This is a genomic window from Pseudomonas sp. WC2401, from assembly GCF_041200115.1.
GTDB lineage: Bacteria > Pseudomonadota > Gammaproteobacteria > Pseudomonadales > Pseudomonadaceae > Aquipseudomonas > Aquipseudomonas fragi.
The window spans coordinates 2,770,806-2,794,983 of sequence record NZ_CP165623.1 but is presented as its reverse complement, the minus strand read 5'-3'; the positions used below and the strand labels follow the sequence as shown (position 1 = coordinate 2,794,983).

Here is a 24,178-nt window from a genome sequence, read left to right as displayed (position 1 = left end):
GGTTAGATGTACTTCAGGCCAGGTGCGACCAATGTGGTGAGCTTGTCTCGCGGGAACCCAATGTTCAGCAGGTCAAAGAAACCGCAGGAAAACTTGGCTGTGTTATCGGCGTACTCTCGATCCAGCACCGTGAGGTGGTAAATCGATGTTGGATAGCTCAGATCGCTCAGCAGGTATTCGCGGTGAGTGATGTAAATCCGCTTCCCAGCAAGCCGGTATTCTTCGACGACCTTCTGCACGTTGCCCAGAGTGTTATCAATTTCGATGTTCAAGCTTTGGTATCCGCTGCCGTCACTCTTGGGCAGCGCATCCCCCATCGCCACACCCGGGAAGGTCAGCTCCCTGCCGTCCTCGGTACCGCACGTCCAGTCATCGAAGCCCTGAGAAAAGAGCATGGTGTCACTCTCTCCTTCTGCTCGGACTTCGACGGTCTTTATGATCATGTCTCCGCCAGAGGCGTAGCACTGTTCGATTGCGCTCATGCGATACCTCCTATCCAGCTTGGCGCTTCAGCCCGTAGGCGGCCTCGAGTGAATCTGACGCCTCGTTTCCTCCGGATCGAATTTGCGCTGCCCATAGGTTCAGGTATTCAGAGCCATCAGAATTGGTACCTCGCTCGCTTTGCCCTGCACGAGATCTGTCCTCGATGAGATTTACGGTCAGGCCTTTCCCGCCTGCCCCTCCGCCTTGCGCGACCTGCTCCAGCGTACGATCCAACTTGGCACTGGTCTGAGCAGTAGTAACCCGCTCACCCTTTTGCAGCAACCAGGTGCCGGTTTCCGGTACCGCATCGATGCCGTCGTGCGCCATACCGGCCACAGAGCCGATCATCCCCATGAAGCTGCCCGCTGCACCCAGGGCGGAAGCCGCAGCCGCCGGCGCCGCAAACGGGCCAACGATAGGAATGGCTGCCGTCGAGGTGAAGGCGTTCAGAGCAGCCATGGCTACCTGAGCCGTACCCCACTGAATCAGCATCTTCAGCGCGGAACTGGCGAACGTCGCGGCCATATCTGAGAAGGACAGCTTGCCAGTGGTCACGAAGTTGTACAGCGCGTCATTCATGCCAGAGAAGGCATCGGTGAACATGTCCTTGGTCTGGCCGGAAATGTCCCGACTCTGATCCAAGTAGTTGTTCCAAGCATCGCCCACACCGTCCATCCAGTTGCTCTGGGCGGCATCGAGCTGGTTGTAATAGTCCTGCTGGATCACCATGCGTTCGGCGAGTGCCTCGCTGAGCAGCTCGGTTTCCTGCTCGTACAGCTCCTGACTGATATCACCAGCATTGCGCTGTTTGAACAGGTCAGAGACCTGCTTGTCATGCTCCTGTTGGATTTCCAGATCAGCCTGTAGACGCTCTTTCAGCTTATCGCCGGAGCCTGCGCCGGATAGTTCAATTCTGTAACCCTGCCTGATCGTTTGGTTGGTGTCTTTCAGGGTTGCCCCGAATGCAGCCAGCTTGGCGGCGTCTTCGTTGGCCTGTTTCAGCTGTTTCAGGCTGTCCAGTTCGACAGCCAGACCTTCAAGGCGCTTTTGCTGCAGGGCATTGATGCCAACCAACTTGCCACTGGTGATCTCGAACGCCAGCTTGGCGACTTCCGTGGCGTTTTTCTGCTTATCGGTGGTGGTGTTGATCAGCTCAATTTGCCGCTGATAGTCCTCTTCAGTGCTGTCGAACGCTTTCTGGTTGGCCTTGACCGCCGAGGTGTTGTCTTTGGTTGCCTTGGTGGCTTCTTTGTTGGCATCGGTCTGCGCCTTGATCGCATGACTTGTCGACAAGATGGCAATCCGGTCGCTTTCAGATAAGTCCGTATGGTCTTCAATGTGCCGGGTCGCTTCCTTGACGGCATCACCGTTGTCCTGAAGCTTTTTAAGTTGCTCCTGCAACGTTGCCAGGTACTTTTGCCCACCGGCAGTCATCCCCGCCTTGGCCTGGGTGTTGAGCTGGGTTTCGGTGGTGTTTCGGGTGAGCGAATTGCTGAGCACATCGAGGCGCTCGGTTGTTTGGTCAAGCACCTGCTGGGCATCACCGACCTTGCCCGCCAGATCAATCCAGTTTCTTGCAGCTTCGGGACGCACGCCGGGGTTACTGGCCAGTTCATCCAAAATAGGCGTCAGTGACTGGCCATTGGCGCGCGCCTCCTGAAGGCGAGTCGATAACTCTTCAAACGCTTTCAGCTGCTTGGTGTGCTCCGGGGAGCGGACATTGGACAAGCTGACCATTGACGATTTAATTGATGTTTCAAGCTCGTCATAAGCATCCTGGACCGCCATCGTCGCGCCGAGCTGCTTGTCCTTCCACTCACTGATCTTGGCGCGCTGCTGATCTTCGTTAAGCCCGGCAAAGCTTTGGCGCAGTTGATCGACTGTGGTTTGAAGATCACTCAAATCACCCATCAGTTTTTGGGATTTGCTGCTCCAGTCGACAAATGAAAGGGCTACAGCGCCCGCAATAAAGGCCAGCCCCAGTGGGCCGCCCATCATCGTGAGCAAGCCCGCACCCGCTGCGCGAAGCCCGGCGAATGCACGAGCTGTAACGCTTGCTGCGGCCGCAGCCCGATCGGATGCAATAACAGCAGCGTTCACCACCGCGGTTGTCTCGCCATAAGCCAGAGTGGCGGCGGTACGCATGGCGTAACCCGCCTGAATCTGGGCGGATGTTGCCGATGTAGTGGCCGCAAGTGACCGCTCGGCAATTTCGACCTGTTTTATCGTGGCAATTTCAGCCAGTCGCACTTCAGCCAAGCGCGCAATCGATAAGGTCCGACCCTTTGCTGAAATTTGAGCAAGCAACCGTTGCTGCTCCAAGTTGCGCTCAGCAAGAAGTGTTGCTTGCACAGCCTGTAGATTGGCCAGTTCGGATGTCTGCCGCACCCGGTCCGACGCGAGCTTGCCCTGCGCCGCCACGATTTCAAGTTCAGCCCGGGCCACCATAGCCTTGGCATCGATCTGTTTGGCCTGGGCGGCCCACAAATCCTGCTTTGCCGTTCGTGCGCTGGCCGTGAGTGCGGTTTGATTTGCCTGGGCGGCGTACAGCGCTGAAGCACCTTGCTGTGCATACCCGCCTGCAACCCGGGCAAGGGCTACAAGCAGCCCTGTAGTAAGCGCCTGAGCCAATGCATCTGAATTGTTTTTAACCCCTGAAATAGCACCCGGCAGGCTGCCATCAATAGCCTTGGACACGCTGACAAATGCAGTCGCGATCTGATTGCTGGCTCCCGTTGCCTGATCAAGCTCACCCACAAAGTGGGTGAGTGAGTTGCCAATTTTGGTGAAGCTGTTGCCAATAGTGGTCGCCGTTTTGTCGAACAGTGCATCCACTGCGCCGACCTGACTTTGCAGGGCTTTAACCACTGCCTGGGCGGTCAGTTCGCCAGCCGCGCCCATTGAACGCAGTTCGCCAACAGTTTTGCCCATACCCGCCGCAATGGCCTGGGCCAGTGCAGGGGCCTGCTCCATCACGGAGTTCAGCTCCTCGCCACGCAGCACACCCGAGGCAAAGGCTTGGCCCAACTGAATCAATGCAGCGTTGGCACTTTCAGCGGACGCACCGGACACCGCCAGTGTTTTACTGATGGTGCCAACGACACCCGCCACACCCTCACCGGAGAGCTTTAGCGCCTCCTGGTTGGTGGCGATACGCTGATAAAGCTCTGCGGTCGAGGCCAAAGGCTGAGCCGATGCCTGAGCGATGTTGAACACCGCCGATTGAGCAGCTACCAGCTCTGCTGAGCTGCTGGTCACAAGCTTTAAACGGTTTGTCAGAGTGCCATAGGCCTCTGTCATGTCGTACACGCCCTTGACGCTCAGGGCGGCAGCCAACGGACCCGCGATACTGGCGGCAACACTGGCCAACGACCTGAAGCTGTTTTGCAGCGTGAGCACTTCCCGTGAGGATGCGCTGGCCACCGACGCAGTCCGGGACACCGAGCGTGAAGCACGATCCATGCTCTGCTCAAAGCCGCCAATGCGTGCAATGAGATCGAGCGTCAACGTGCCGAGTGAGCGCGAGGCCATTTATCAATCTCCAGATGTGAAAAAACCCGCCGGGGCGGGTTTGGTGTCCTGTTTTGGTTCATCTCGAATACGCCGCAGCAGCGCTAGTAGCCTTACTTCCATGTCGCCATGGCCTCTTCCAGGCTAATCGTCCCTTCTGCCTGGCTGTAAACCATGAAATCGCTCAGATCCATTTTTCCGCCGGCCACCCTGCTGGTCAGGTGAGTGAGCAGCGCAAAGTGACGTTCCAGACGGCGGTTTTGATCGAGAGTGCCGTACTTTTCTCGATAAGCGATCCAGTCCAGCACTTCGCGGTGGGTCAGCCGCTCCTTGGCTTCAGCAATGGTGCTGCCTCCGATGCGGTTCAGCACCAGTTCGTGCCAGAACTCATCGGAGGCGCTTAGTTTTTTGCCTGATCCTTCCCGGTGCCGTTGGCTTCATTGACCGCGTTGAGAATCGCAAAGCCCAGGGACGACTCCAGATTGAAGGCGTCTTCATAGGTGAGGGGCTCGGTACCCTCTTCGCCCAAAAGAACGCTGCCTGAAATGTACTTGGCATTTCGGCTTTGCTCGGCTTCGCCCGGAGCAAACAGGCGCTCGATGACGCCGAACGACTGACGGCGGATATGCACATCGAACTTCTCAGTTACTTCCTTATCGGTTTTTGAGTCGATGTGAACCCAGATCACTTCTTTTTTAACCAGTGCGCCGTCGACGATGCCGCCTTTGGCTTTGAGTTGCTTGAGGTTCATGTAAAGCCCTTAGATGGTTTTGCGGATCCAGGCGAGACCGCCGGAACGCTGAATGGAAACGGTCGAGGCAACCACTGCGTTTGCCGCGAAAGAAAACGGGAAGTCGGCCACATAACCCTCAAAGGCACACCAGGTGCGCGTTTTGGGAAATTCAAAGTCATCACCCGCCTCATTCAAGGTCGGCGGCGCAGCCCCATCGGCCCAACCAATGGCCCACTTGATGTTGTCCTCGTCATCCGCTTCGGAAAGCTGATGCACACGGACGTGGCTTGCATTGGTGGGGTCAGCGTTGAGGCCAATGGATGCCTGGCCGGGCGTGCGCAAACCCTTCTTGTAACGGCGATCTTTATCGCTGAGGCAGGTGTCTTCAATCTGGTCTGCCGGTGAGCCCGCCGGGTCGAAGGTGGTGATGCACTCCACCTCCATGACGGTCAGCGGGCCTGTACCGGGCGCAGCCGACACGAGGATGTAAGCCTGCGTGCCCTGTGTGAGAACGGACATGGGTGTCTCCTTTAAACGAAAAAGCCCGCACAAGGCGGGCCGGGGATCGGTGTTGGTTTAGCGCGGTACCAGCCAGTCCACATCGAAGCTGTAGCGGTAGGTATTGGTAGTAGGGTCGTGTGAGTCGCCGCCCCAGCGCGCAATATTGGCCTGGAGTTCAATAGCGTTTCTGACGGCTTTGGCAACGTCACGGGCCTGGGTCACGGAGAGCCCATAAACATCGATTTGCAGACTGAAACCGTCGATGTCCGGGCGGTGAGCCAGATAATTTTCAGGATTACCGCCGACCATCTGCCACACCACATAGGGCTTGGCCACCCCTTCAGGCGCTTCGCCAAAGGGGTAGATCCGCACAGGCGAAACGCCCAGCAAGGCCGTTACCGCCGGGTCAGCGGCGCACACGGCGAAAATCGGTGCGTACATCAGCGAGCCCCCAACAAAGCGTTGATTTCAGTGTTCAACACCGCGACAAAGCGATCGGTGACCGCCTGCACGTTGCTGGAAAAGGCCGGGCGCATAAACGGCACCGCCGGGTTGTGCTCGGTACCGAACTCGATGTAACGCCAGTGCCGGGTGTCGCCGCCCGGGTTGCCGGAGGCGTCCTTGCTGTGCTGATTTGAGCCCGAGCCGCCGCGCACGCCGACCCGCATCACCACCCCGCCTTCGCGTTTGGACTGCTTGCTCGACTCCTGGGTGATCAGGTTGCGGAACACCTTCTCTTTGGTGGCCGGATCGTCGATGGCCTTGGCGTTGGCTTTCGCGGCGTCACGCACGATGTTCATCGCTGCCCGCGCCGCTTTGCGCAAACCTTTCTTTTGCAGCCGTGGGCCCAGGGTGCGCATTTTGTCGACCACTCCATTGAGCCCCTGAATATTGAAGTGCATGCCGTCAGCCATCATTCACCCCCGTAGCGACAACAAGGGTCAGATACTCCAGGCCCGAGTTTCTGTCCGGGAGCGGTTGACCAATGATTGTGAAGACTTGCCCGCGATGCAGAATGCGCATGGTTGGCAGCACGCCCGGGCGATAGCGGATCGTGATGCGTCCGCTGGCCTGGGACTGGCTGGCCTGCGCGGCAATCAGGTCGCGGGCGCTGAGTGGATCGACAGCAGCCCAGACTCGCGCAAAATCGACCCAGGCTGTGGCTACCTCGCCTGTGGCCGGGTCTTGCTGTGTGGTTTGGTGCTGGATGACGACCGGGTGTCGCAGATCCCCCGCTCTCATGGCTCAGGCTCCTTTCTGGCCGGGCCAGTGAAGTTGCGGGACGACCACAGCAACGACTCCACCCCGAGCGGCACCTTGTCCGCCGTGGTGCCCACAACAACCGCTTCGCGGACGGCGTAGGAGTTGCCAAGCAGCAATAGCAGCGCTGATTTGAATGATGCGGGTATGTCGCTGGCTTGAAGAAATGCAGGGTTGTCGCAGTACCAAAAAGCCCAGGCCAAAGCAGACTCTGCATACAGCTCGATCAGGTCGTCGTCCTCCTGGTGATCGACCCGCAGGTGCTTGCGCATCAGCTCAATCGACAGAAGATCCGCGACGGTGATGGTCATTTTTTCGAGCCTTTCTTCTCAAGGTCGACTGGAGTTGTGGGCTCTGGCTCTGGCTCTGGCTCTGGCTCTGGCTCTGGCTCTGGCTCTGGCTCTGGCTCTGGCTCTGGCTCTGGCTTCAGGATTGGATCGGCCTGGACCTCTTCTGCCAAGCCCATTCCGATCAATGCTTCTGCATATTCGTCTTTAACCACCCGCACTTCGAACTGGTTGAAGCTGCCAGCGTGATAGTGCGAGAACTGACGCAGTGCGCGAATTTTGGTCATTGCGGTACCGGGGCAGTTACCTGCCCCGCCTCGATAATCAGCCGCCTGCAGCTGGGGTGAAGGTGCCTTTGATGATCGCGGTTGGACGGTAATGAGCCAGGGCCAAACGCTCTTCACACAGGATGGTCAGCATGTTTTTGACGAAGTTGTCGCGATCCTGATTGCTGACCTCGACCGTGGCGTCCATGCGATCCCATACCTGCGAAGCGAGATCAAAACCGCCCACGGTGAAGGTGCCCAGCGCCTGGGCCTTGGTGGCCACCACCGGCAGGCCCCACATGACCTTCGCCGCAAATGCAGCTGGGCCACCGAAGATGTAACGGCCATCCGCGTCTTTCAGCAGCGCAATGGCGTGCCAGTCACGGGGGTTGAGGATCAAGCCCGAGGCTTCGAACTCGGATTCGCTGGTCTGGAAGATCGCATGGGCAATCTGGTCGGCACGGGTATCGCCCTCGACATCCAGGCCAGCATCGTAGGCCGTAGCCACCTTGTTCAGGCCGATCAGGTTGTCGCCCGTGCCGTCACCGTTGAGCAGTTGGCCCTCTTCCACCAGCGCCAAACCAAACAGCAGGCGGTTGTTGACGTAAGACTCCAGCATCGGCGCGTCATCCATCACCTGGCGCGATGCCTGAATCCAGTGGGCAATGGTTTTGACGTTGGCGGTTTCTTTGGTGAAGGTCAGCTGAGATTCAGGCTTCAGAGTGCCTTCGGCCACCGATGCGGCGCTGTTGACGAAGACGTTTTCACGAACGTATTCGATTGCATTGGACGTGGTGCGACCCTGGGCCAACAGGTCACGGATGGTCAGGCGGCGCAGGCCGGGCATCAGGATGCCAGGGTTTTGCTGCGCCTGAATCAGCGCTCCCGCCGAACCCGAGCCACTGCCCAAAGCCTTGTTGAACGTCTTCACGTCAACTTTCCCGGAGGTCGAGCCGTTCCAGGACTTCTTGAGGTCTTCAGCGGTGCGCTCGGCGAAGGACTTTTTGGTCTCAGGGTTGTCCAGGCTGCCAGCCGCCAGCTTCTGCTCCAGATCAAACAGCCGGGTGCTGGATTTGGTCAGATCGGCCTGGACGGTCTGCAGGTCGGTTTGCAGTTTCTTGCTGATCTCGCCAGTGGCGGCGATCTCTTTTTTCTGCGCATCGAACAGTTGGGTCATGTTCGTTTGCGCGGTTTCGATTGCCTTTTGGATATCAGCCAATTCGGACATGAATTAGTTTCCTACAGATGGGAAGGACTTGATGCGATCAAGGATCGCGTTGATTTCGCCACCTTCGGAGTCGCTCCGAACTGCGGACTTGATGCGGGCGATAAACGCCAACGCTTCCGACTTGGAGAGCCCGGCGGAATCTCTCAGCCAGTTCTCCGCGTCACGGATGGTTTCAATGGTGTCCATGCTCTTGAGCGCCGATACCGTGGCGTGCTCATTCGCGGGGAAGGTGCAGATGCTGATTTCGCTCAAGCGGGAGACGTTTTTGAACGAATAGCCGGTCGCAATGGGCGCGCAGTCACCTTTTGCCGCCGAAAAGCCCACCGACATGCCGCCCACGGTGCCGTGGATCATTGCCGCCTTGAGGGCGTCCGACTGCGGGTTGCCGGGGGTCAGCTCACCCCGGACATGCAGGCCCGTGCTGTCCTCCGACAGATCCAGCCACTTGCCCACCGGGATTTCATTGCGCCGGTGGTTGAAGAACATCGCCACCGCCCGGGATTGGGTTTTCAGTGCGGCAGCAAAGGCGCCCGGTTCCATAATGTCGCCGTCGCTGTCGACCACGCTGAAGACGCTGGCATAGCCTTCGAAAATGCCTTGGGCGCCGCCGCTGGAGAACTTGATTGCGGCCTGATCGAAGGCCAGTGTTTTGCAAATGCTCGGCATTTCAGTCTCCAGAAAAACTAAACCCCGCTGGGTGCGGGGTTCGTTTTGCCAAGTTGGGTAAGCGGCACGTTCTGAGACTGCCGGGTTGCGACATCGCCGCCAGGGAGTGGCGGCCGGTTACCGACACGTCTGCCCTCGTTCACCGTAAGCAGGCCCGTGTCGATTTGGGTTTTCATGTAATTGGCCCGGGCCGTCGAATCACCGCTCAACAATCCGTCGCGGTTGTGCTCGGCGTGGATGCGGCCCAAGTCAGCGGGCTTGATCAGCCAGCGCAAAATGCTGGTTTCCCAGATTTCGAGGTACGGGTCCAGGGTGTACTGCAGGAAACCGAGGTTCTGCTGCTCGATGCCGGAGCCCCAACTGGTGGACTTTTCGACATCGCCCACCAGGTGCGGCGGTACGCCGAAGAATCGGGCCAGCTCGCTAACCTGAAACTTGCGCGCCGCCATGGTTTCGGCGTCCTGCGGGCTGACGCCGATGGCCTGAGTGGTGAACCCTGCCTCCAGCACCCACAGGCGCTTTTTAACCGGGCCACCGGAGATCTCCTTGAAGTTTTCCTCAAGCTGGTCGCGCTGGGCCTTGTTGAGCGTCTTGCCGTCGCCGGTCATCAGGATCTGCGGCGACTTCGCACCATTGGCATAGAAGTCACGCTGCTGATCCTCCATCGCCACCGCGACACCGACTGTTTTGGCGCCGAAGGCAATCGGGGAAAGCCCCACCAGCCCGTTAAAACCGAAGCCCTTGAGGTGGAAAATCTCCGACTGTTTGAAGTCGGCGTATTCACTGTCGCGGCGGTAGCGGTACACGACACGCTTGCCTTCAAGCCGCACGTCCATATTGACCGACATCAGCGGCACCAGGCTGATGATGTCGCCCACGCTGTTGCGTTCGATCAGCGCGTAGGCATTGCCGTAATAGCAAAGCTGCATGGTCATGGCGGCGCGGAAGTCGAAGGCGGTCATAAACTGGTTGGGGCTGTAACGCAGCAGGCGTGCCAGCGGATTATCAAAGCCAACTTTGGATCGATCCTCGCCCTTGGTTTCAAACACGTCCAAGGGCAGGCAAGCCGTTACGCTGGAGATAAGCCGCACGCAGGCGAACACGGTGGAGATTTGCAGCGAGCGTTCATCGTTGACGACTGAGTCGCCCACCACGCCGGTGGCGGAGACAGGCCCGGTCTGCGAGCCCTTCTCGGGAGAGACCAGGCGCCCACCAACGAAGAAGCTCGCCATACGCGCCCAGAAAGGACTGCGGGTGCGCAGGTCAATGCTGTAGTCGGTGTCTGCCATTACATACTCATTGGTCGATTGAGGAAGTCATCGATGTTTGCCGAAGGCATGGGGTTCAGTGACAGCAGCGTCACCGCGTTAAACGTGGCCATCAGCGGGTCGATCTTGGCCGAGCCCGAAGCCTGTTTGGTGATCAGGATCGAGTTGCCGCGTGGCTCGACTTTGGCGTTGCCGCAGCACCAGGCCATCATTGGCTGGCCGCCGTGGATCAAGGTGCCTTCGGCCAGCTTTCGCTCAGCGGTTTTGATTGCGCCGCCGAGCTTCCAGCCCTGAGAGATACCAATGACCTTTTCTTCGGGTACGCCGGCTTCGACAAGGGCGTCGAGAATCGCGCCGATACCCGCCGGGTCGAGCCCGACCTTGTCCAGCAGGCCGGATTGCTCAACCCGGGCAACCAGATTGGCTACCTGCTCCACGTCCTGACCGATCTGGTCGACCAGGGTGAGGTTTCCGTCTTTGGCAAAGTCGTGGAAGTTGGCAGCGACGGACTGGCGACGGACCAACACCGAGGGGTGAGCCCAAGCGTGATTCCACAACAACCACTCGCGTGTCACCCGATGCCTACCAGCCGCTGCAAAGCCCAGCAAGTCATCCAGCCCGCCGCCGTCGATGCCGATATCAATCACTTCGCACTGGCGTAGCAGGTCATCGAAGCTCAAGCCAGGGCGCTTGCCCTGCACCTCCCAAAAGTCCGCCCCGGCCCAGCGTTCGGACAGCAGCGCCAGACCGACTTCGATATTGGCGTGCTTGGCCAGAAAGCCGCGCAGCTCTTCTTCGCCCGCTTCCTGCGCCATTTTGAAGCTGCGCAGCAGGAAGGCTTCGTCCACCGAGAACCCCATGTTCGGGTTCACCAGGTGGAAGTTCTCGACCAGGCGGGCTTCGCCGCTCTTAATCATCGCCTGCGGAAACTCGTAGATCACCGGCAGGAACTGGTTGTCATCGATACGCCCGTCGCGTACGGCGCGGGAGTACTTGAGCTTTTCGCGGAACACACCGGCGGGCGGCTCGTTGGACTGCGTGGTCAGCCAGATCACAAAGCCTTCAGGCCTTGACGCCAAGCCGCCCGTGGCTTCGCGGATGATGTCCGGCGCCTTCACGTTCTTGCCGAACAGCCAGGCTTCGTCGATCAGCACGCCCACGGCCTTTTTGCCGCCCACCGTGTCGCCATCGGCGGCCACTACCTTGAGCGTTGCGCCGGTCTCGCGGTGGGTGATGGTGCGTAAGTGCGGCTGGACGTGCATCAGGTCGCGCAATTCTTCGTCGTGCTTGACCATATCGGCCGCAGGCTTGAACGAGTTATCAGCAATTTCCTTGGTCGGGGCCAGGATGATGAACTCGGCCGACATGCGCCAATTGCGGATCAGCGCGGTAAGCATGATCCCGGCAGCAATGGTCGACTTGGAGTTCTTCTTCGGAATACACAGCATGTACTCCGAGATCATCCGGCGCCCGGTGGTGTAATCGTAGGCGCCGAAGATCGCACCGGCAAAGTCGAACACCCACTCGGCGCAGGACTCGCCAATGGTCGGACTGCCCGGGGCGTCGACGATCTTCAGTTCGCGCAACACCGCCAGACCCGCTTCGGCCTCTTGTGGAAATAGAGGGCGCGGGATAATCGACTGCCCCAGGCGCAGTTTCTGCTCCCAGTCCGGGCAGGCGGTCGTCCATTGCATTTACTTGACCGCCTTCAATGGGGGTGGGCTTGAGCCGAAGCGCCCTGCCCCGGCAACCTTCGCCGCGTTTTCGCGCTCAGTCTTCTTGCCGGTCTCGCCTTTGCGCGGGTGCATAAAGGGCATCAGCGCTTTGGCGGCATCGACCCGCAGCTTTGCCTCGGCTTCATGGTCATTCATGGCAGCCAGCAGGAACGCTTTCGGGTCGGAGAATGACAAGGCCCTGTTCAAATCGAATCCCGGGCCGTCATCGGGATCAGCTGCTTGTGGCGCATCAGCAGCCGGTTGTTGCGCTGCTGGAGCTTTAACAATTTTGTTAACTTTTTTGTTAAAGGTGGTCCCGGCCATTGCAGCCATGACGTAAGGGTCTTTTGCCAGCCGTGATCCGGCAGCCGATGCGCTGGACGCCGCGTAACCTGCGGCGATGGCTGCGTCCTTGTTTGAGGCACCGCCCCGCAAAGCGTCGACGAATGCCCGCTTCTTGGGTGTTAAAGCCATTAACAAAAATTCCTGAAAAGGGGAAAAAATGTGCGCGTGCGGGGATGGGTGGTCTAGGAGCAAAAGGCCTCTGGAGTTTTACCCTCCCCCCTCCACCAAATGAGAAATATTCTCATCAAATCAAATAAGAATCATTCTCAGATTTACAAATAAGAATTAATTGCAACAACTTTATTGATAAATATTCTTATTTGCATATTTGTGACCGGAACGAGCAATAAAGATTGACATTTCAGCCTGTTCAACCTGCTGATTCCTCTCGTTTTTTTACGATATCGTGGCAAGGTCTGCACAGCGACTGCCAGTTGTTGCGATCCCAGAACAGCGTCATGTCGCCACGGTGCGGGATGACGTGGTCGACCACGCTGGCCGCTGTCACCCGGTCATCACGCTCGCAGTAGACGCATAGGGGATGGGCATTGAGGTGCACCAGTCGCGCCTGTTGCCATGCGTAACCGTAACCACGCTGCGTCGAGGTGGCCTTGTCATTGCGCCATGACCCAGGCACTGCGGTTGCGATGCGATTGGCTTGGGGTTGCAGGCGTGTGGCCAGTGTCTTGAGGCGGCTCATGCTGGATGGCGCGGTGCGCCGCTCATGTAGGTCAGAGGCTCTGACTCGGGGTCCTGCTCAATCCCCTCTTCCGCCAAGGCTGTGATCAATTGGGTCTGCTGGGTAGATATCCGCTGGAGGATCGCTGTCTGATGGATCTGTTCGGCCAGTACCTGGCTGAGCAGGCCAGCCAAAGAGCTCTGCTGCTCGCTCATATGCAATCGCCTTCCACTTGTTGAGTTGTTCACGCCGGGCGGCGCATCCGCTGCAGGCCATCACTCGGACCGCCGTGGCAGCTTGAAGTCAGCGAAGCGGTCAGCCAGGTCGGCGATCTTCTTCACACCCAAGAAACCAATCCAGATGCCTGCCGGGGTAGCCAGGCTGGACGGCAGGCCGAAGTACTCCAGCACCGCGATCAGGCTGGTGGTGAGCAGCATGCAGATGGTTGCTTCGAGCATCGCCTGCCGCCGAGTGCCCCCGCCATAGATGATCCGCAGCGCCGCCATTACAAAGGACAGTGTGGCGGCATAGATCGTCGGCGAGTGCTGACTCAGCCACGCGAGCGCTATCACCCAGGTGTCTGGCTTATCAGGCATATGAGGCATCCGGTGTCCTCCCGAGCTGGGAGCAGAATAGGTTCGGCCCCGACAGCACTCCCAGCTTGAGGCGATGGGTGTGGCGGGGCCGAAAACGAAAAAGCCCCGGCAAATGCCGAGGCTGGATATGGGTGCACAGAGTAAATGCTGAAACGACTTGCTGGAGCACGTACCTCAGCTTCTCATCGCGTAACTGATCAGGAAGCGCACGGCTTTGGCAGACTACACAGCGCAGCTGTGGTCTTTACTTGCGCACGCTATCTGCAGAAGCGACGAAGCCCAGTTGAATGCTTGGGCTTTTAATCGTTCGACCTACGAAACCGAGCCAAGGATATCCGACTTAACCAACTCCATTTGCCCGGTGCTTTTATATCCGAACTTAACAACATCGATTTCCGGTCGCAGCTGAAGTAACCAGTGCTTTAGAAGGCTTGTCTCGGTTCGAGACTCAGACCTGAAAGCTTCGAGTTTTCCTCTGTTTTCCGGAAGGTTGAAGAAATCTGCTAACTGTCGTGCCGACTTCTTGTCTCCGGTTTTGAAATACCAACAGGCATCGCCTTGGACGTCTACAAACCAATCAAGCTCATAGAGTTCCTCAACATAAATCTTAAGAAAACTAACCTTTAGAACACCTGCCTGATTTTCGTCCTGAGGTTGAGCGACGGTCACTACTGGAACTGCCCCGTCCGCGACTTCAGCAAGCCTAGTCTGAAGCCCAACTCGTATCTCTTCGGTCTGCTCTTCCGTAAGGGAATTTGAAAACAGAGGAACCCCACCTGAATAACCTTCTGGGCGCCCACTACCCAACAGGCCGACGACAGCATCAAAAAGGGTTTGAATTTCGCTAGAGATTATCGGATTCACTATATGAGGTCTCGTTCCATTGAGCCTAGAGAATGCAGCAGGTAATTAGATAATGCAAAAGCCCGACTCAATGATCGGGCTTTATCTGTGGTGTCCCGCTGTAACAGCTAAACACGGTGCTATGAAAACAGAGCTATTCCATATGGACAACTCTTTTTACGCAGCTTCGCGCAGGGCATCGAGAGCGCAGTCGATCCAGGCCACACCCGCCTTGATCAGCTCTCGCGCCTTCATCTCACTCACCTTGAAGTGCCGACCCACCCGCACTGCCGGCCACTTGGATCCGTAGTAAAGCCACACCATGTCGCCCATCTGCTGGTCACGCTTGCACAGCCTGGCTAACGCCCCATCAACGGCACATGCCAGCTCGTCGGTGATCGTGTACGACTTCGTGCTGGATGGCAGCGCATCACGCATCAGGGCAAGCATTGGCGAGGCATAACTGGGAATCCCCATACCGTCCATTCGCCACCAGCCCCACTGCTCAAGCATGTGTTCGGTATCACCCAAAGGCCGGTGCAGCGTTTTACGAATCATCATTTTTAATCCTCACCTATGGTTGTTTTCTGAATAGCGCTGCACGCCCCGCCGTTAGAGGCCTCCAGCGTATTACCGGATTCTCCGAATCTAACGCCTGTCTGCCCGTGGATCAGGCTGAAACCCTTCTGGTCTAGATGGCCGTGCCACTTATCCAGCGCGTCACGCTTGCGGCCCATCACGTCCGACTGGATGTACACCTTCACGTTGTGACCCATCGCGTGATTGATCAGCAGTTCACCGATCAGGTGGTCGATGCCGAGGTCTGCCCAGCCGGTACGGGCCACCTTGCGCAGGTCGTGACTGGTCCACTCGCCCTTGCCCAACCGGGTGAACACGGCACTGGCCTGCCCTTCACTCAGTGCCTTGCCATTGCGCGCCGGGAACAGGTACTGGCCGTCATAGCCTCGGGCGGTTTGGGTTTCGCGGTACTGGATCAACAGGCTGCGCACCTGGTCGGTCAATGGCAGGTGATGCTCCACGCCTGTCTTGGTGTGCTCAGCCGGAATAAACCACTCGCGTTCGGCCAGGCTGATATGCGGCCATCGTGCTTGCCGGGTCTCCCCTATTCGCGTGCCGTGACAAAGCATCATCAGGGCCAGCATGGCGTCAGCCGGAGCGTTCGCAATGGCCTGACCCAATTCGCCCAGCAGGTCCTGCAACTGCACACCACGCAGGCGCGACGGCTTGATCCCGACCTTGGCCTTGGAGAAGTCGCTGAACTTGATGCCCGCCATTGGATTGGACGTGATCAGACCCAGCTTCAACGCCTGACGGAATGCCAGGGCCAGCAACTGGAATGCCAAGCGCACATAGTCGATGGAAAGTGCTTCCTGCAGTGGCCACATGAACAAGGTATCGAGCGCGGCCTTGTTGACCTCAACTAGCGGCAAGTTACACAGGCGCGGCAGCAGGTGGCACTTCATGGCCGAGGCGCCGGTGTTCTTGCGCTTGGCCGACAGGCTGCGGTCACGAGCCATGCGATCGGCGTACCAAGTGAGCAGCTCGCCGGTGGTAGCCCACTGGGAAATGGTTGAGCCCGCATCAGCTGAAACACGCAAGCGCACGGCCGGCAGCTCGGCCAACACCTGCTTGGCGCTCAAGGCCGGAAAGGCGCCGATGCGATGCCAGCGGCGCTTATTGACCAAGTACCAGGAGCCCCGGGTGCGGTTCTTGGAGAAACGAAAGTGCAGCGCCGGGTGGCCAGCATCGCGCAGGTCGCGCACATGCTCGAGCTTGGCATTCCGCCCAATCTCGGCGTCGGACAGCTTCACGGTCAGGGTTTTGATTTTGACGTTCATTGCCCCGCTCCCACAGGTGATTGCAGGTCCACCACTTCAAAGGTGCTGGGCCACATCAGCCCGCCGAAGTACCTTGCCGCGCTTTCGTGCTCAAACAGGGCCACGGCCCGGTCGGGCTTATGGCTCAAGTCGAGCTTGTACGAGCAGCAGTGAACGGCCCAGCGGTAGGCGCTCAGTTCAACCGGGGCCAGATGATGGTTAGGCATGTGCAGCACCTCCCGAACGCATGGCCCGCAGCGCCGCCAGAGCCTTGTTGCCCACTTCGGGCGCGCTGCGTTCAATGGCCCGGGGCGGCAAAGCTAGCGGCATTTTCTGCAACGGCAGGCCCGCCAGAATGCGGCGCACCGTGATCGTGTAATTACGCTCAAACAGCTTGATGCTCAGGTCATGGGACAGCCGGTTGAGGTTTTCAAAACCGCACTCTTTGGCCGTGTGCCACACCGCGTCATGGGTCCACTTGGCCTGGCCGGCCATCGACGGATGTGCGTTACGGCAAGCCTCGCGGTGAGCCGCAGCCAGCCTCGGCAGGCCGAGCATTTCCGCTGTAGGCGTACACCAGCCGATAAACACGCCCACGTTCGGCACAAAATCCTTGGCGGCCTGGCGTGCCTGCATCAGGCCGAAGCGCAGTTGCTCAGTGCTGCAGATCCCGGCCTCAAGGAACCCGCGCATCCACTGCTGCTTGGCGGCTTTGTAGGTCGCCATATCTGGCCAAGCCTGCTTCCACGCCGGGAAAATCGATCGCAGTTCGCGGAACAGACCGTTGATGACCTTGGCCGTGGCCTGGGACAGCTCGGCGGCGGGCTGGATGTTTTCGCTTTCACCGGCAGCGATGAACTGGCCGGTCTGCACTTTGGCCCACAGGCCGGTGGCAATTACTGAAACTTGATTCATTGGGTGGACTCCTGATTCAGCCAGGTGGTGTCTTCGTCGTCGTAGGCGTCCTCAGTTCGAGGCTTGGCCGGAAACTGGCGGACGTTGCTAGTACGGGTGCTATCTGACTTCACCCACCTGACCAGCAGCGAAACCCACTTAGCCTGGGTGTTCAGTGCGCCTTCGGTTTGATGGTGAGCGGTGAATGGGGCAACAGCCTTCTTGGTGAACAGGTCAGCTGATACGCCGAAGTGAATGCAGTAGGTCTGCAAGAGATTGGCATCGGGCATCCAGTCCAGAGTCATCTCTACTGGGACCTTGGGGTTAACAGATTCCGGGGCTGGCTCTGGCTGAACTGCCGAGGATTCAACGGTTGTCGAGTTTTGCTCAGGCTCCGTAGGCGAAAAATTGTCGTCCGCGCCAAGAGTGTGGTTTTGATCTTCTTCAGGGATCTGGAATCCGGAATCAGGAATCAGGGCGTTAAGTAACGGTGGGTTAACCGCCCCTAACGATGCAGTAACGGTATTGCCCAGTTCCTTAACGTGAAACTTGCGGGCAGAACCCTTAACGACGAGTTTGTTTTTCCGTTCGTTAACGGTCAGATAACCGTTAACGTCTGGTAGCTCGCTGTCTTTCTCTGACCCGTGGGGGTTCTGGTGTTTCGTAAAGTTGCTGACCTCGATAACCGCATAACCCTCCGAGGTGTAGCGCGTAATAAAGCCTGCCCCAGCAAGGTTATTCAGGCCCACCTCGATGTCGTAGTTGTCACAGGGAAACAGCTCCATTTTGATACGCCTGACACGGTCTTCAAGCCGCCCTTCTCGGTCTGCCAGGCACCACAAACCAATGAACAGCAGGCGGTCAAATGCAGGGAGATCAACAAGCACTTCGTTAGTGAACAGTCCGGGCTTGATATTGCGTGCGCGGGCCATTACACGACCTCCCGCGTGGTGGCCACGGTAATGAAGAAAGGATTCAACGCAGGGCACGGCATTGAGTCGGCGGTATTGCTTGATGCTGGAATGGTGCTCATAATGGCTCCTTCAAATTGCTGTAAAGCTGTGGAAAAGCCGGTCTAAGCCACCGGCTTTTTTTGCCTGCGATTTGGTAACTGGATGGATTAACAGCTAATCCGAGGTGCTATTTCCGCGCTTGAAACGAGCGGATAATTCACTCACTCGATGCTTCAAGTGCTTCCAAGGGATAGAGATCTGGTCGCAACTGGTGTCGAGTCACCTGCCCCTTCACGGCCTTCTCAAACGGGATGACGAGGTCAGCAGGAACTCGCTGGTTGCGGTTGATGCACTGCCAGATACGTGGCTGACTCGTATTGCAGCGGCGAGCCAACTCAGCCTGCCCTCCTGCGAGTCGAACCACCTGGTCTATGGGTCTTTCTTTGCCTGGCATGAATAAGTGCCTCAATGGGTCGTGCCAAAAATGATAACTCAAGTTATAAAAATGGCCAACACATGTTATTTGAATGCCGATAACGTGTGTTTTAACCTTCAAGGTATGCAAACAAACAGCGAAAGCCTTAAAGACCGTATTCACGCCAAGCGCGTTGAGCTCAATTTGAGCCAGCAGCAGCTCGCGGAAAGGGCGCATGTCAGCCAGGTAACGATCCAGCACTTGGAGAGCGGGCGTAATGCCACGTCCAAGCGATTGGTAGATATCGCGAAGGCTTTAGGGGTGAGTGCCGAGTGGCTCACATCGGGGAAGGAAGCGCCTCAACAGTCCGAGAGCCATTCGAGCAACCTTCGAATGATCGCCCAACCAAACCAGATTTTTCGCTATCCGGTTATCAGCTGGGTCGCGGCAGGCGCCTGGGCAGAAGCCGTTGAGCCCTACCCGTCTGGATTCGCAGACCGATACGAAATGTCTGACTACGACTCAAAAGGTCCGGCTTTCTGGCTGGAGGTCAAAGGCGACTCCATGACCTCCCCGGTAGGTGTGAGCGTGCCTGAAGGTATGCTGATCCTGGTGGATACCGAGGCCGAGGTTCGATCAGGCAAATTGGTTGTAGCCAAACTAGCCGACAGCAATGAAGCAACATTCAAAAAGCTTGTTGAGGATGGCGGGAAAACCTATTTGAAGCCTTTGAATCCGGCCTACCCCATTGCGGTGTGCGCAGATGACTGTCGAATCATTGGAGTGGCTGTCCGCATGATGGGCAAGTTGTAACCTCCCCCCAACACAACTCATAGATTCGCAGAATCTTCGATAAGCCGGCCCAGCGCCGGCTTTTTCATGCCCATCAAAACCCTGACAAGCGCTCTACTCTGGACTTTTGGGCAATATGCCATTGCTCGACCGGAGAGATTTACTTAGAATTCTGACACTGTATATGTATACAGCTATTCAAGGAGATAATTATGGCAACGAGCAATTCCGTTACAGCAAAAACCGTTGGAACGTATGAGTTGATGGGACTACGAATACAGAAAATCGTTAACTCCCATGCCGCGCAAAAAACTCGGTGCGCAATCGTATCTAAGGGGGCAAATGAGCTGGATGAAGACTGGAGCCAGCTTCTCAGCGATTTAGAAGAAACAGACGGAGTGAAGGTTGCGCTGACCGAAACCGGCGCCACGAAAATCACCTGGCAATCTCCCGACGAATAATCTCGCACCCCCTCCAAAGAGCCCGCTAGCTGCGGGTTTTTTTGCGCCTGCCGCCAAAAATATAACTTAGGTTATTGACACAATTAAAACCTAGGTTATTATTTGCTCCATAACTTGAGTTATTAAGGCTTAGCCAAACAACTCCAGTGGACACCTAGGGGGAACCCGAACGCTCTTTAACAACGAACAGCTACACAGCGCCGGACGGGAAAGGTCGTTAGCGCACTCAAAGGCTGGAGCCTCCCTGAGTGTTGCCGTATCGACCTCGGTAAGACGGCGTGCAACAACACACCTCAAACAAATGGAGGATTTGCAGTCATGCACAAGTGAGCGATTCACCTGCGTGGAGCGGAAAGCCTGAAGGCCGCTCCCAATACCTGGTCAGGCAGCGGACAGCAGGGCCGACGATGTGACCGCGCATCAACCGAAAGGCAGGCCCACCCCAGCGTACAAAGCAAACTTGATGCAACAACCCCAGGCCGTCGCCAGTAGCGAGCCTGGGTGTATTACGGACACTTTCACTTCTGCACCTGGCTTGCCGGGTGCAGCGGGAAAACAACCGAGTACACATCATGGAATCGACAATCGTAGACGGTGCATGGAAAGGCCACCTCGGCCGAGGCCTTGCGCCGCGGGAACTGCAATTCGTACTGTCAGTTGCCCAGGGACTGACAGCCAAAGAGATCGCCAGAGCGTTCGACATTGCGCCGGGCACCGTGGTCAAGCGACTGGCCTGCGCCATGTACAAGCTCGGCGTTCACCGCCAGGGAGCGATGGTCGCCGAAGCGATGCGCCGGCAGATCATCACCCCGCTCTGCCTGCTACTGGCCGGGCTGATCGCAATGCACGCCACTACTGACAGCGAAATGTCGCGCCGAGACCGCCGACCTTCAGAACGCCGCTTCGCCGAGATGCGCCTGGTGCGACGCGCCGAAGCGCTCGAACTGACCGTATAACCCGAATCAACTAGCGCCACGACAGCCTGTCGCTAACTGCCCGAGCCCCTGGTACTCCCCAGCAACAGGACGCATCGGTCTGAGCTCCGGCTTTGTTCCGGCTTGAGTACAGACCGATGCGGACGCCAACTCAGCAGACGCTGGACACCTGCATCACCCCTTCCCTGCTGACACTTAAAACGGAGGATTCAGCCATGCACAAGTAAATCGTGATGGGCACGCCCGCACAGCCTTGCTCTTACATACGGTGGCGTTTTAAGAGTGCAACACAGCCCGGTTTCGACTGGGCTTTTTCATACCTGCAGTTATTCGTCAGCCCTCCCTTGTCGCAAGACCAGAGCGCTGACGAATACCCGCAACCCAAGTCGAGGATCGACCATGCATCCATCAATCGCCCAACGCATCACCGTTCTCGACGGCTTGCGCGCACGTGCTCATCAGGCCACGGCCGAGTTCTACCAAAAGCCCGGCGTAATGCCGCCGCCATTGGCGCCGCTCTTTATCGTCAAGCCGATAGGCAGCAATGCCTTTGAAGTCGTTGAGCGGGCCACAGACAAGGTCATCACAACGCGCACTGGTATCAACGCCGCAGTAAGTCATTCCTATGAGCTGGAAGCGAAGGCTCGGAAGTTCAACGTTAAGCAGTTCGGTAAATTCCTGAGCAGTTGGACTTTACGCTTTGGCATCACGCTGACCGTGTTCGTCTTCTTCGGTAGTCAAATGTGAAGCGCGTCAACGCATCAGTACGATGCTCGTGTTGAACGACTGTTACGCAATGCACCCATGACAAGCGATCCATAAACACATCTTGACGGCGCACGAAGCCCATGCTAAAGATTAGCTTCCTAACTATGATTGCAGAGGGATGACTGCCATGAAAGAAATGTAAGTAATGAGCCCTGCAAAATCAGTTAGATTAAAAGCCACCTTGAAGGTGGCTTTTATTTTCATTTCTAATCTTGACCCTCCATGTCTTTTTCCTCATCCGCTATGTGCTGATCTGCAACAACTTGAGCATCGTTAACAATTTCTGACAGCTTAGAAAGATACTTATATCCATATACCTCTTCATAACCTTCCAAAAACTGAGGAGTCTCTCTAAAGTCTTTAAATAATGGCCAATCGTGATAAGCCTCATCACGAATTAACTCTCCAATCTTACCAATTTTCAGCATAAAGCCTTTAGCAGAATCGTAATCTTCAACTAGAACAGCACGCGCCAAACGGAAATCATAGATAACTGATGACCAATCTTTTTTCTCCAGAATTCTTTTTGCTGCAGCAACTCCGTTTATCTGCCTAACAGCAATAGCATGATTCAACGTAAAAAGACGATCCATTAAATCTTCAGAAATTTTCGGCATTTTTTGGGCAAAACGACATAACGCGGCAGCCTTATGGAATTGCCCCAAATGAAGATAATCGTATATCAATGAGTTCAATTCTGAATCTGCTTGCCGCCTTTCATCTGGCAGCATTTTTCGCCACACTGTATGGCCCAACATAACCCCAACTTCCATAACCACATGACAAGTGTTGAAAAAATACTGCGCACCAACATCCAACTGCCCACCAACTACAGCATCAGCAGAAAGTTTATAGCCAGCATCCTTACACATCTTAAGGTACTGCTGACTAATAATCCCATCACAGTGAGTAAATAGGTTCCTACGCTGGGACGCCTCTATAAAAACCGGCCAGCTATCGAATTTTGTCAATGTCTCAAACGCAAATCTTTTCTCAAACTCTTTAAACTGTTCAATGTAACTTTTCCTTCGGACAGTTTCGATTTCCTTTTCGAGCACAGCCGCTTTGAACTCATCAAGAGATGGATATTCTAGAACTTCACAAACACTAAATTGAGCTCCTATATTTTTAAACAAGTCCGTTCGTGTAGAATAAACACCCTCTATCAACTCACCAACAAACTTATCAAAACATGTAAACAAACCTATAAAAAGACTCCGCTCTAAGGTTGCGATTGTGGCATCATTCTCTAATCGTCTCGCAAGCCTCAACATCGTTCTTAAATTACGAGCAGCTACTAGCTTCTCCTCAGCTGAGCAATCACTTTCAATGATGGCCTGATTTATTAAAAAAGTACTCTGCACTTCTTTTGCACGCTTTATATATGCTTTTCTTGCTTGAGGAATGCAGTTTTTTGCCGACTCTTCTATATCGTGAACTTTGTGCACAAACCTACTTAATGCACTTGCAATAAGGTGCAAAGGTGCATCGACAAATTCCGCCTCAACCTCTTCACTAGCTTCTACGACATCAATTGTGGCTGCGACGCTGTCTGTGTCTACAGACTGAGCTAAGTCGTTCATTTTCCTTCCTTGTCGACATATGAATTCATGTAAAAATCTATCGATCTTCCCACAGTGCCACAAGCGCAGGCATCCCTTTTCGAACGAAAAATAACGGATGATCCAGCCTGCTTGCGCCATACCAATGACGAGCAGAGGGATTGACGGCTTCGAACGCGCTGTAATGCCCCACTAAGGGCGCGGCTCTTCGACTGCAGCCTAGATCGCAGAATATGCACAATCACTGACAATAATTGACCATCCCAAGGGGCGCATAGTGAGCTAATGACGAAGCTGTTCGGCCTCAACTCCAATCATGAGCTGTCGACACTCTTGGTCACCATCGAACACACTAAGCGCGCTGCCGATCTGCTGCATGAGGTGGAGCGTGAATTCTTCATGGTACCCAGCGAGCCATCGGGGGAGCCTAAAGACGAAGGCTCGACTATTGACTAAGAGCGCCTGGTAAATTGCTGGGGATCGACACCGGCCGAGTAACTCAAGCAGTTTAAGGTGGCTTTGCCGATCGCTGCGGCGAATTCCGCACCGGGCTATGAAGCGCCTGTAACAGGTGAAAAGTGGTCACTCACTTGCGATAACAGCTCATGGGATTACTACAGCCTTGCGGAGCTGATAAAAGACAACTACGGCCATGATGGCGATGGGCACTAGGCCAGCTTCAAGCCTGGGTTGTAAGAGGGCGACACGGTCTATCGTGCAATCGAGCACAAGAACGACCCGGCGGGCTTCTTGCCTGATGCAGACCAGATCACTGAAATCATGCTCAACAACGTAGCATCAAGCGACGCAGGAGAGTGGGTGGATGCGCACCCATCACGGGACAAGCATGCTCTTCTAGATCTGGAGGCGTCGCTAGAGCCGCTTAAAGCCTGGGCACGCGAATACTGCCAGCCGGGTTTTTTACGGTCGAAGCCATAACCGCGCATGACCTCACCCAAGAGGAAGTGCGAGAGGCTCAGGCATGACCAACCACCCCAAAGGCGGCATGTGCTGCGCCTGCTGGCAGCCAAGATCCTGATAGACCGTAACGTCCAGCGCTCCGCAGTGGTATCACGCCGCGACAACAACGACATGTGGGCCATGGCCGAGAAACTCGAAGCCATCGCCAAACGCATCAGCAAAAACTACCCGTAACCCCCCCTTCTTTGAATGCCTGCCG

The 24,178-nt window shown here is 56.5% G+C and carries 32 protein-coding genes; 6 read left to right on the top strand and 26 right to left on the bottom strand.

Annotation, left to right across the window (positions count from 1 at the left end; translation table 11 throughout):
- Positions 1–2: 2 nt before the first annotated feature.
- From AB3G35_RS12815 to AB3G35_RS12695, 25 genes are all read right to left on the bottom strand, one after another.
- Positions 3–482: a DUF1833 family protein gene (locus AB3G35_RS12815; protein WP_369781550.1), complete on the bottom strand. Its 480-nt coding sequence runs from the start codon at positions 480–482 to the stop codon at positions 3–5.
- Between the two features lie 10 nt (positions 483–492).
- Complete coding sequence (locus AB3G35_RS12810) at positions 493–4,014, bottom strand: phage tail tape measure protein (protein ID WP_369781549.1); 3,522 nt, start codon at positions 4,012–4,014, stop codon at positions 493–495.
- A 92-nt stretch (positions 4,015–4,106) separates the two neighbouring features.
- A complete protein-coding gene (locus tag AB3G35_RS12805; protein WP_019822897.1) occupies positions 4,107–4,364 on the bottom strand; it encodes a hypothetical protein in 258 nt (85 codons plus the stop codon).
- Positions 4,365–4,393: 29 nt separating this feature from the next.
- Complete coding sequence (locus AB3G35_RS12800; RefSeq protein ID WP_369781548.1) at positions 4,394–4,744, bottom strand: phage tail assembly chaperone family protein, TAC; 351 nt, start codon at positions 4,742–4,744, stop codon at positions 4,394–4,396.
- Between the two features lie 9 nt (positions 4,745–4,753).
- On the bottom strand, positions 4,754–5,245 hold the full coding sequence (locus tag AB3G35_RS12795; RefSeq protein ID WP_369781547.1) for a phage tail tube protein: 492 nt from the start codon (positions 5,243–5,245) through the stop codon (positions 4,754–4,756).
- A gap of 57 nt (positions 5,246–5,302) precedes the next feature.
- Positions 5,303–5,668: a DUF3168 domain-containing protein gene (locus tag AB3G35_RS12790; RefSeq protein WP_369781546.1), complete on the bottom strand. Its 366-nt coding sequence runs from the start codon at positions 5,666–5,668 to the stop codon at positions 5,303–5,305.
- The gene (locus tag AB3G35_RS12785) at positions 5,668–6,141 is read right to left on the bottom strand and encodes an HK97-gp10 family putative phage morphogenesis protein (protein WP_369781545.1); all 474 of its coding nucleotides are present in this window, start codon (positions 6,139–6,141) and stop codon (positions 5,668–5,670) included. The genes AB3G35_RS12790 and AB3G35_RS12785 overlap by 1 nt, the downstream gene beginning before the upstream one ends.
- Positions 6,134–6,469, bottom strand: coding sequence for a phage head closure protein (locus AB3G35_RS12780; RefSeq protein ID WP_369781544.1), 336 nt, complete (start codon positions 6,467–6,469; stop codon positions 6,134–6,136). Before AB3G35_RS12780 ends, AB3G35_RS12785 begins: the two co-directional genes overlap by 8 nt.
- A complete protein-coding gene (locus AB3G35_RS12775) occupies positions 6,466–6,798 on the bottom strand; it encodes a head-tail connector protein (protein ID WP_369781543.1) in 333 nt (110 codons plus the stop codon). Before AB3G35_RS12775 ends, AB3G35_RS12780 begins: the two co-directional genes overlap by 4 nt.
- On the bottom strand, positions 6,795–7,061 hold the full coding sequence (locus AB3G35_RS12770) for a hypothetical protein (RefSeq protein ID WP_369781542.1): 267 nt from the start codon (positions 7,059–7,061) through the stop codon (positions 6,795–6,797). Before AB3G35_RS12770 ends, AB3G35_RS12775 begins: the two co-directional genes overlap by 4 nt.
- 37 nt (positions 7,062–7,098) lie before the next feature.
- Entirely contained in the window at positions 7,099–8,268 is a 1,170-nt protein-coding gene (locus AB3G35_RS12765) for a phage major capsid protein (protein WP_237149447.1), read from the bottom strand.
- Positions 8,269–8,271: 3 nt separating this feature from the next.
- Entirely contained in the window at positions 8,272–8,934 is a 663-nt protein-coding gene (locus AB3G35_RS12760) for an HK97 family phage prohead protease (protein WP_169883041.1), read from the bottom strand.
- A 17-nt stretch (positions 8,935–8,951) separates the two neighbouring features.
- Positions 8,952–10,223: a phage portal protein gene (locus tag AB3G35_RS12755; RefSeq protein WP_095003530.1), complete on the bottom strand. Its 1,272-nt coding sequence runs from the start codon at positions 10,221–10,223 to the stop codon at positions 8,952–8,954.
- The gene (locus AB3G35_RS12750) at positions 10,223–11,896 is read right to left on the bottom strand and encodes a terminase large subunit (protein ID WP_369781541.1); all 1,674 of its coding nucleotides are present in this window, start codon (positions 11,894–11,896) and stop codon (positions 10,223–10,225) included. The genes AB3G35_RS12755 and AB3G35_RS12750 overlap by 1 nt, the downstream gene beginning before the upstream one ends.
- Positions 11,897–12,391, bottom strand: coding sequence for a terminase small subunit (locus tag AB3G35_RS12745; RefSeq protein ID WP_340057521.1), 495 nt, complete (start codon positions 12,389–12,391; stop codon positions 11,897–11,899).
- A gap of 241 nt (positions 12,392–12,632) precedes the next feature.
- On the bottom strand, positions 12,633–12,962 hold the full coding sequence (locus AB3G35_RS12740) for an HNH endonuclease (RefSeq protein ID WP_369781540.1): 330 nt from the start codon (positions 12,960–12,962) through the stop codon (positions 12,633–12,635).
- The gene (locus AB3G35_RS12735) at positions 12,959–13,156 is read right to left on the bottom strand and encodes a hypothetical protein (protein ID WP_369781539.1); all 198 of its coding nucleotides are present in this window, start codon (positions 13,154–13,156) and stop codon (positions 12,959–12,961) included. The genes AB3G35_RS12740 and AB3G35_RS12735 overlap by 4 nt, the downstream gene beginning before the upstream one ends.
- 60 nt (positions 13,157–13,216) lie before the next feature.
- Positions 13,217–13,546 (bottom strand): phage holin, lambda family, encoded by a 330-nt coding sequence (locus AB3G35_RS12730; RefSeq protein ID WP_019829116.1) that lies wholly within the window; start codon positions 13,544–13,546, stop codon positions 13,217–13,219.
- Between the two features lie 303 nt (positions 13,547–13,849).
- Positions 13,850–14,401 (bottom strand): hypothetical protein, encoded by a 552-nt coding sequence (locus AB3G35_RS12725; protein WP_369781538.1) that lies wholly within the window; start codon positions 14,399–14,401, stop codon positions 13,850–13,852.
- Between the two features lie 156 nt (positions 14,402–14,557).
- Positions 14,558–14,941 (bottom strand): antiterminator Q family protein, encoded by a 384-nt coding sequence (locus AB3G35_RS12720; RefSeq protein ID WP_369781537.1) that lies wholly within the window; start codon positions 14,939–14,941, stop codon positions 14,558–14,560.
- A gap of 2 nt (positions 14,942–14,943) precedes the next feature.
- Positions 14,944–16,239, bottom strand: a complete 1,296-nt coding sequence (locus tag AB3G35_RS12715; RefSeq protein ID WP_369781536.1) for a tyrosine-type recombinase/integrase — start codon at positions 16,237–16,239, stop codon at positions 14,944–14,946.
- Entirely contained in the window at positions 16,236–16,445 is a 210-nt protein-coding gene (locus AB3G35_RS12710) for a hypothetical protein (RefSeq protein WP_369781535.1), read from the bottom strand. Before AB3G35_RS12710 ends, AB3G35_RS12715 begins: the two co-directional genes overlap by 4 nt.
- Positions 16,438–17,133 carry a replication protein P gene (locus AB3G35_RS12705; protein WP_019829107.1) on the bottom strand — a complete coding sequence of 232 codons (696 nt, stop codon included), beginning with the start codon at positions 17,131–17,133 and terminating at the stop codon, positions 16,438–16,440. Before AB3G35_RS12705 ends, AB3G35_RS12710 begins: the two co-directional genes overlap by 8 nt.
- Entirely contained in the window at positions 17,130–18,044 is a 915-nt protein-coding gene (locus tag AB3G35_RS12700) for a DnaT-like ssDNA-binding domain-containing protein (RefSeq protein ID WP_369781534.1), read from the bottom strand. The genes AB3G35_RS12705 and AB3G35_RS12700 overlap by 4 nt, the downstream gene beginning before the upstream one ends.
- Positions 18,045–18,282: 238 nt before the next feature.
- Positions 18,283–18,519 carry a transcriptional regulator gene (locus tag AB3G35_RS12695; RefSeq protein ID WP_369781533.1) on the bottom strand — a complete coding sequence of 79 codons (237 nt, stop codon included), beginning with the start codon at positions 18,517–18,519 and terminating at the stop codon, positions 18,283–18,285.
- A gap of 30 nt (positions 18,520–18,549) precedes the next feature.
- On the opposite strand from AB3G35_RS12695, the gene AB3G35_RS12690 reads away from it, so the two are divergent.
- The 4 genes from AB3G35_RS12690 to AB3G35_RS12675 all read left to right on the top strand — a co-directional run bounded on the left by AB3G35_RS12690 (position 18,550) and on the right by AB3G35_RS12675 (position 21,415).
- Complete coding sequence (locus AB3G35_RS12690; protein ID WP_369781532.1) at positions 18,550–19,293, top strand: LexA family protein; 744 nt, start codon at positions 18,550–18,552, stop codon at positions 19,291–19,293.
- A gap of 191 nt (positions 19,294–19,484) precedes the next feature.
- Positions 19,485–19,733: a DUF1654 domain-containing protein gene (locus tag AB3G35_RS12685; protein ID WP_369781531.1), complete on the top strand. Its 249-nt coding sequence runs from the start codon at positions 19,485–19,487 to the stop codon at positions 19,731–19,733.
- Between the two features lie 572 nt (positions 19,734–20,305).
- Positions 20,306–20,689 (top strand): LuxR C-terminal-related transcriptional regulator, encoded by a 384-nt coding sequence (locus AB3G35_RS12680; protein ID WP_369781530.1) that lies wholly within the window; start codon positions 20,306–20,308, stop codon positions 20,687–20,689.
- Positions 20,690–21,067: 378 nt separating this feature from the next.
- Positions 21,068–21,415, top strand: a complete 348-nt coding sequence (locus AB3G35_RS12675; RefSeq protein ID WP_369781529.1) for a hypothetical protein — start codon at positions 21,068–21,070, stop codon at positions 21,413–21,415.
- A gap of 227 nt (positions 21,416–21,642) precedes the next feature.
- Here the strand turns inward: AB3G35_RS12675 and AB3G35_RS12670 are convergent, their stop codons facing one another.
- Positions 21,643–23,019 carry a hypothetical protein gene (locus tag AB3G35_RS12670; protein WP_369781528.1) on the bottom strand — a complete coding sequence of 459 codons (1,377 nt, stop codon included), beginning with the start codon at positions 23,017–23,019 and terminating at the stop codon, positions 21,643–21,645.
- Positions 23,020–23,283: 264 nt separating this feature from the next.
- Here AB3G35_RS12670 and AB3G35_RS12665 point away from each other — a divergent pair, with 264 nt between their 5' ends.
- Both AB3G35_RS12665 and AB3G35_RS12660 read left to right on the top strand, forming a co-directional pair.
- Complete coding sequence (locus tag AB3G35_RS12665) at positions 23,284–23,454, top strand: hypothetical protein (protein ID WP_019829093.1); 171 nt, start codon at positions 23,284–23,286, stop codon at positions 23,452–23,454.
- Positions 23,455–24,006: 552 nt separating this feature from the next.
- Positions 24,007–24,153, top strand: coding sequence for a hypothetical protein (locus AB3G35_RS12660; protein ID WP_369781527.1), 147 nt, complete (start codon positions 24,007–24,009; stop codon positions 24,151–24,153).
- The last annotated feature ends 25 nt before the right edge of the window (positions 24,154–24,178 follow it).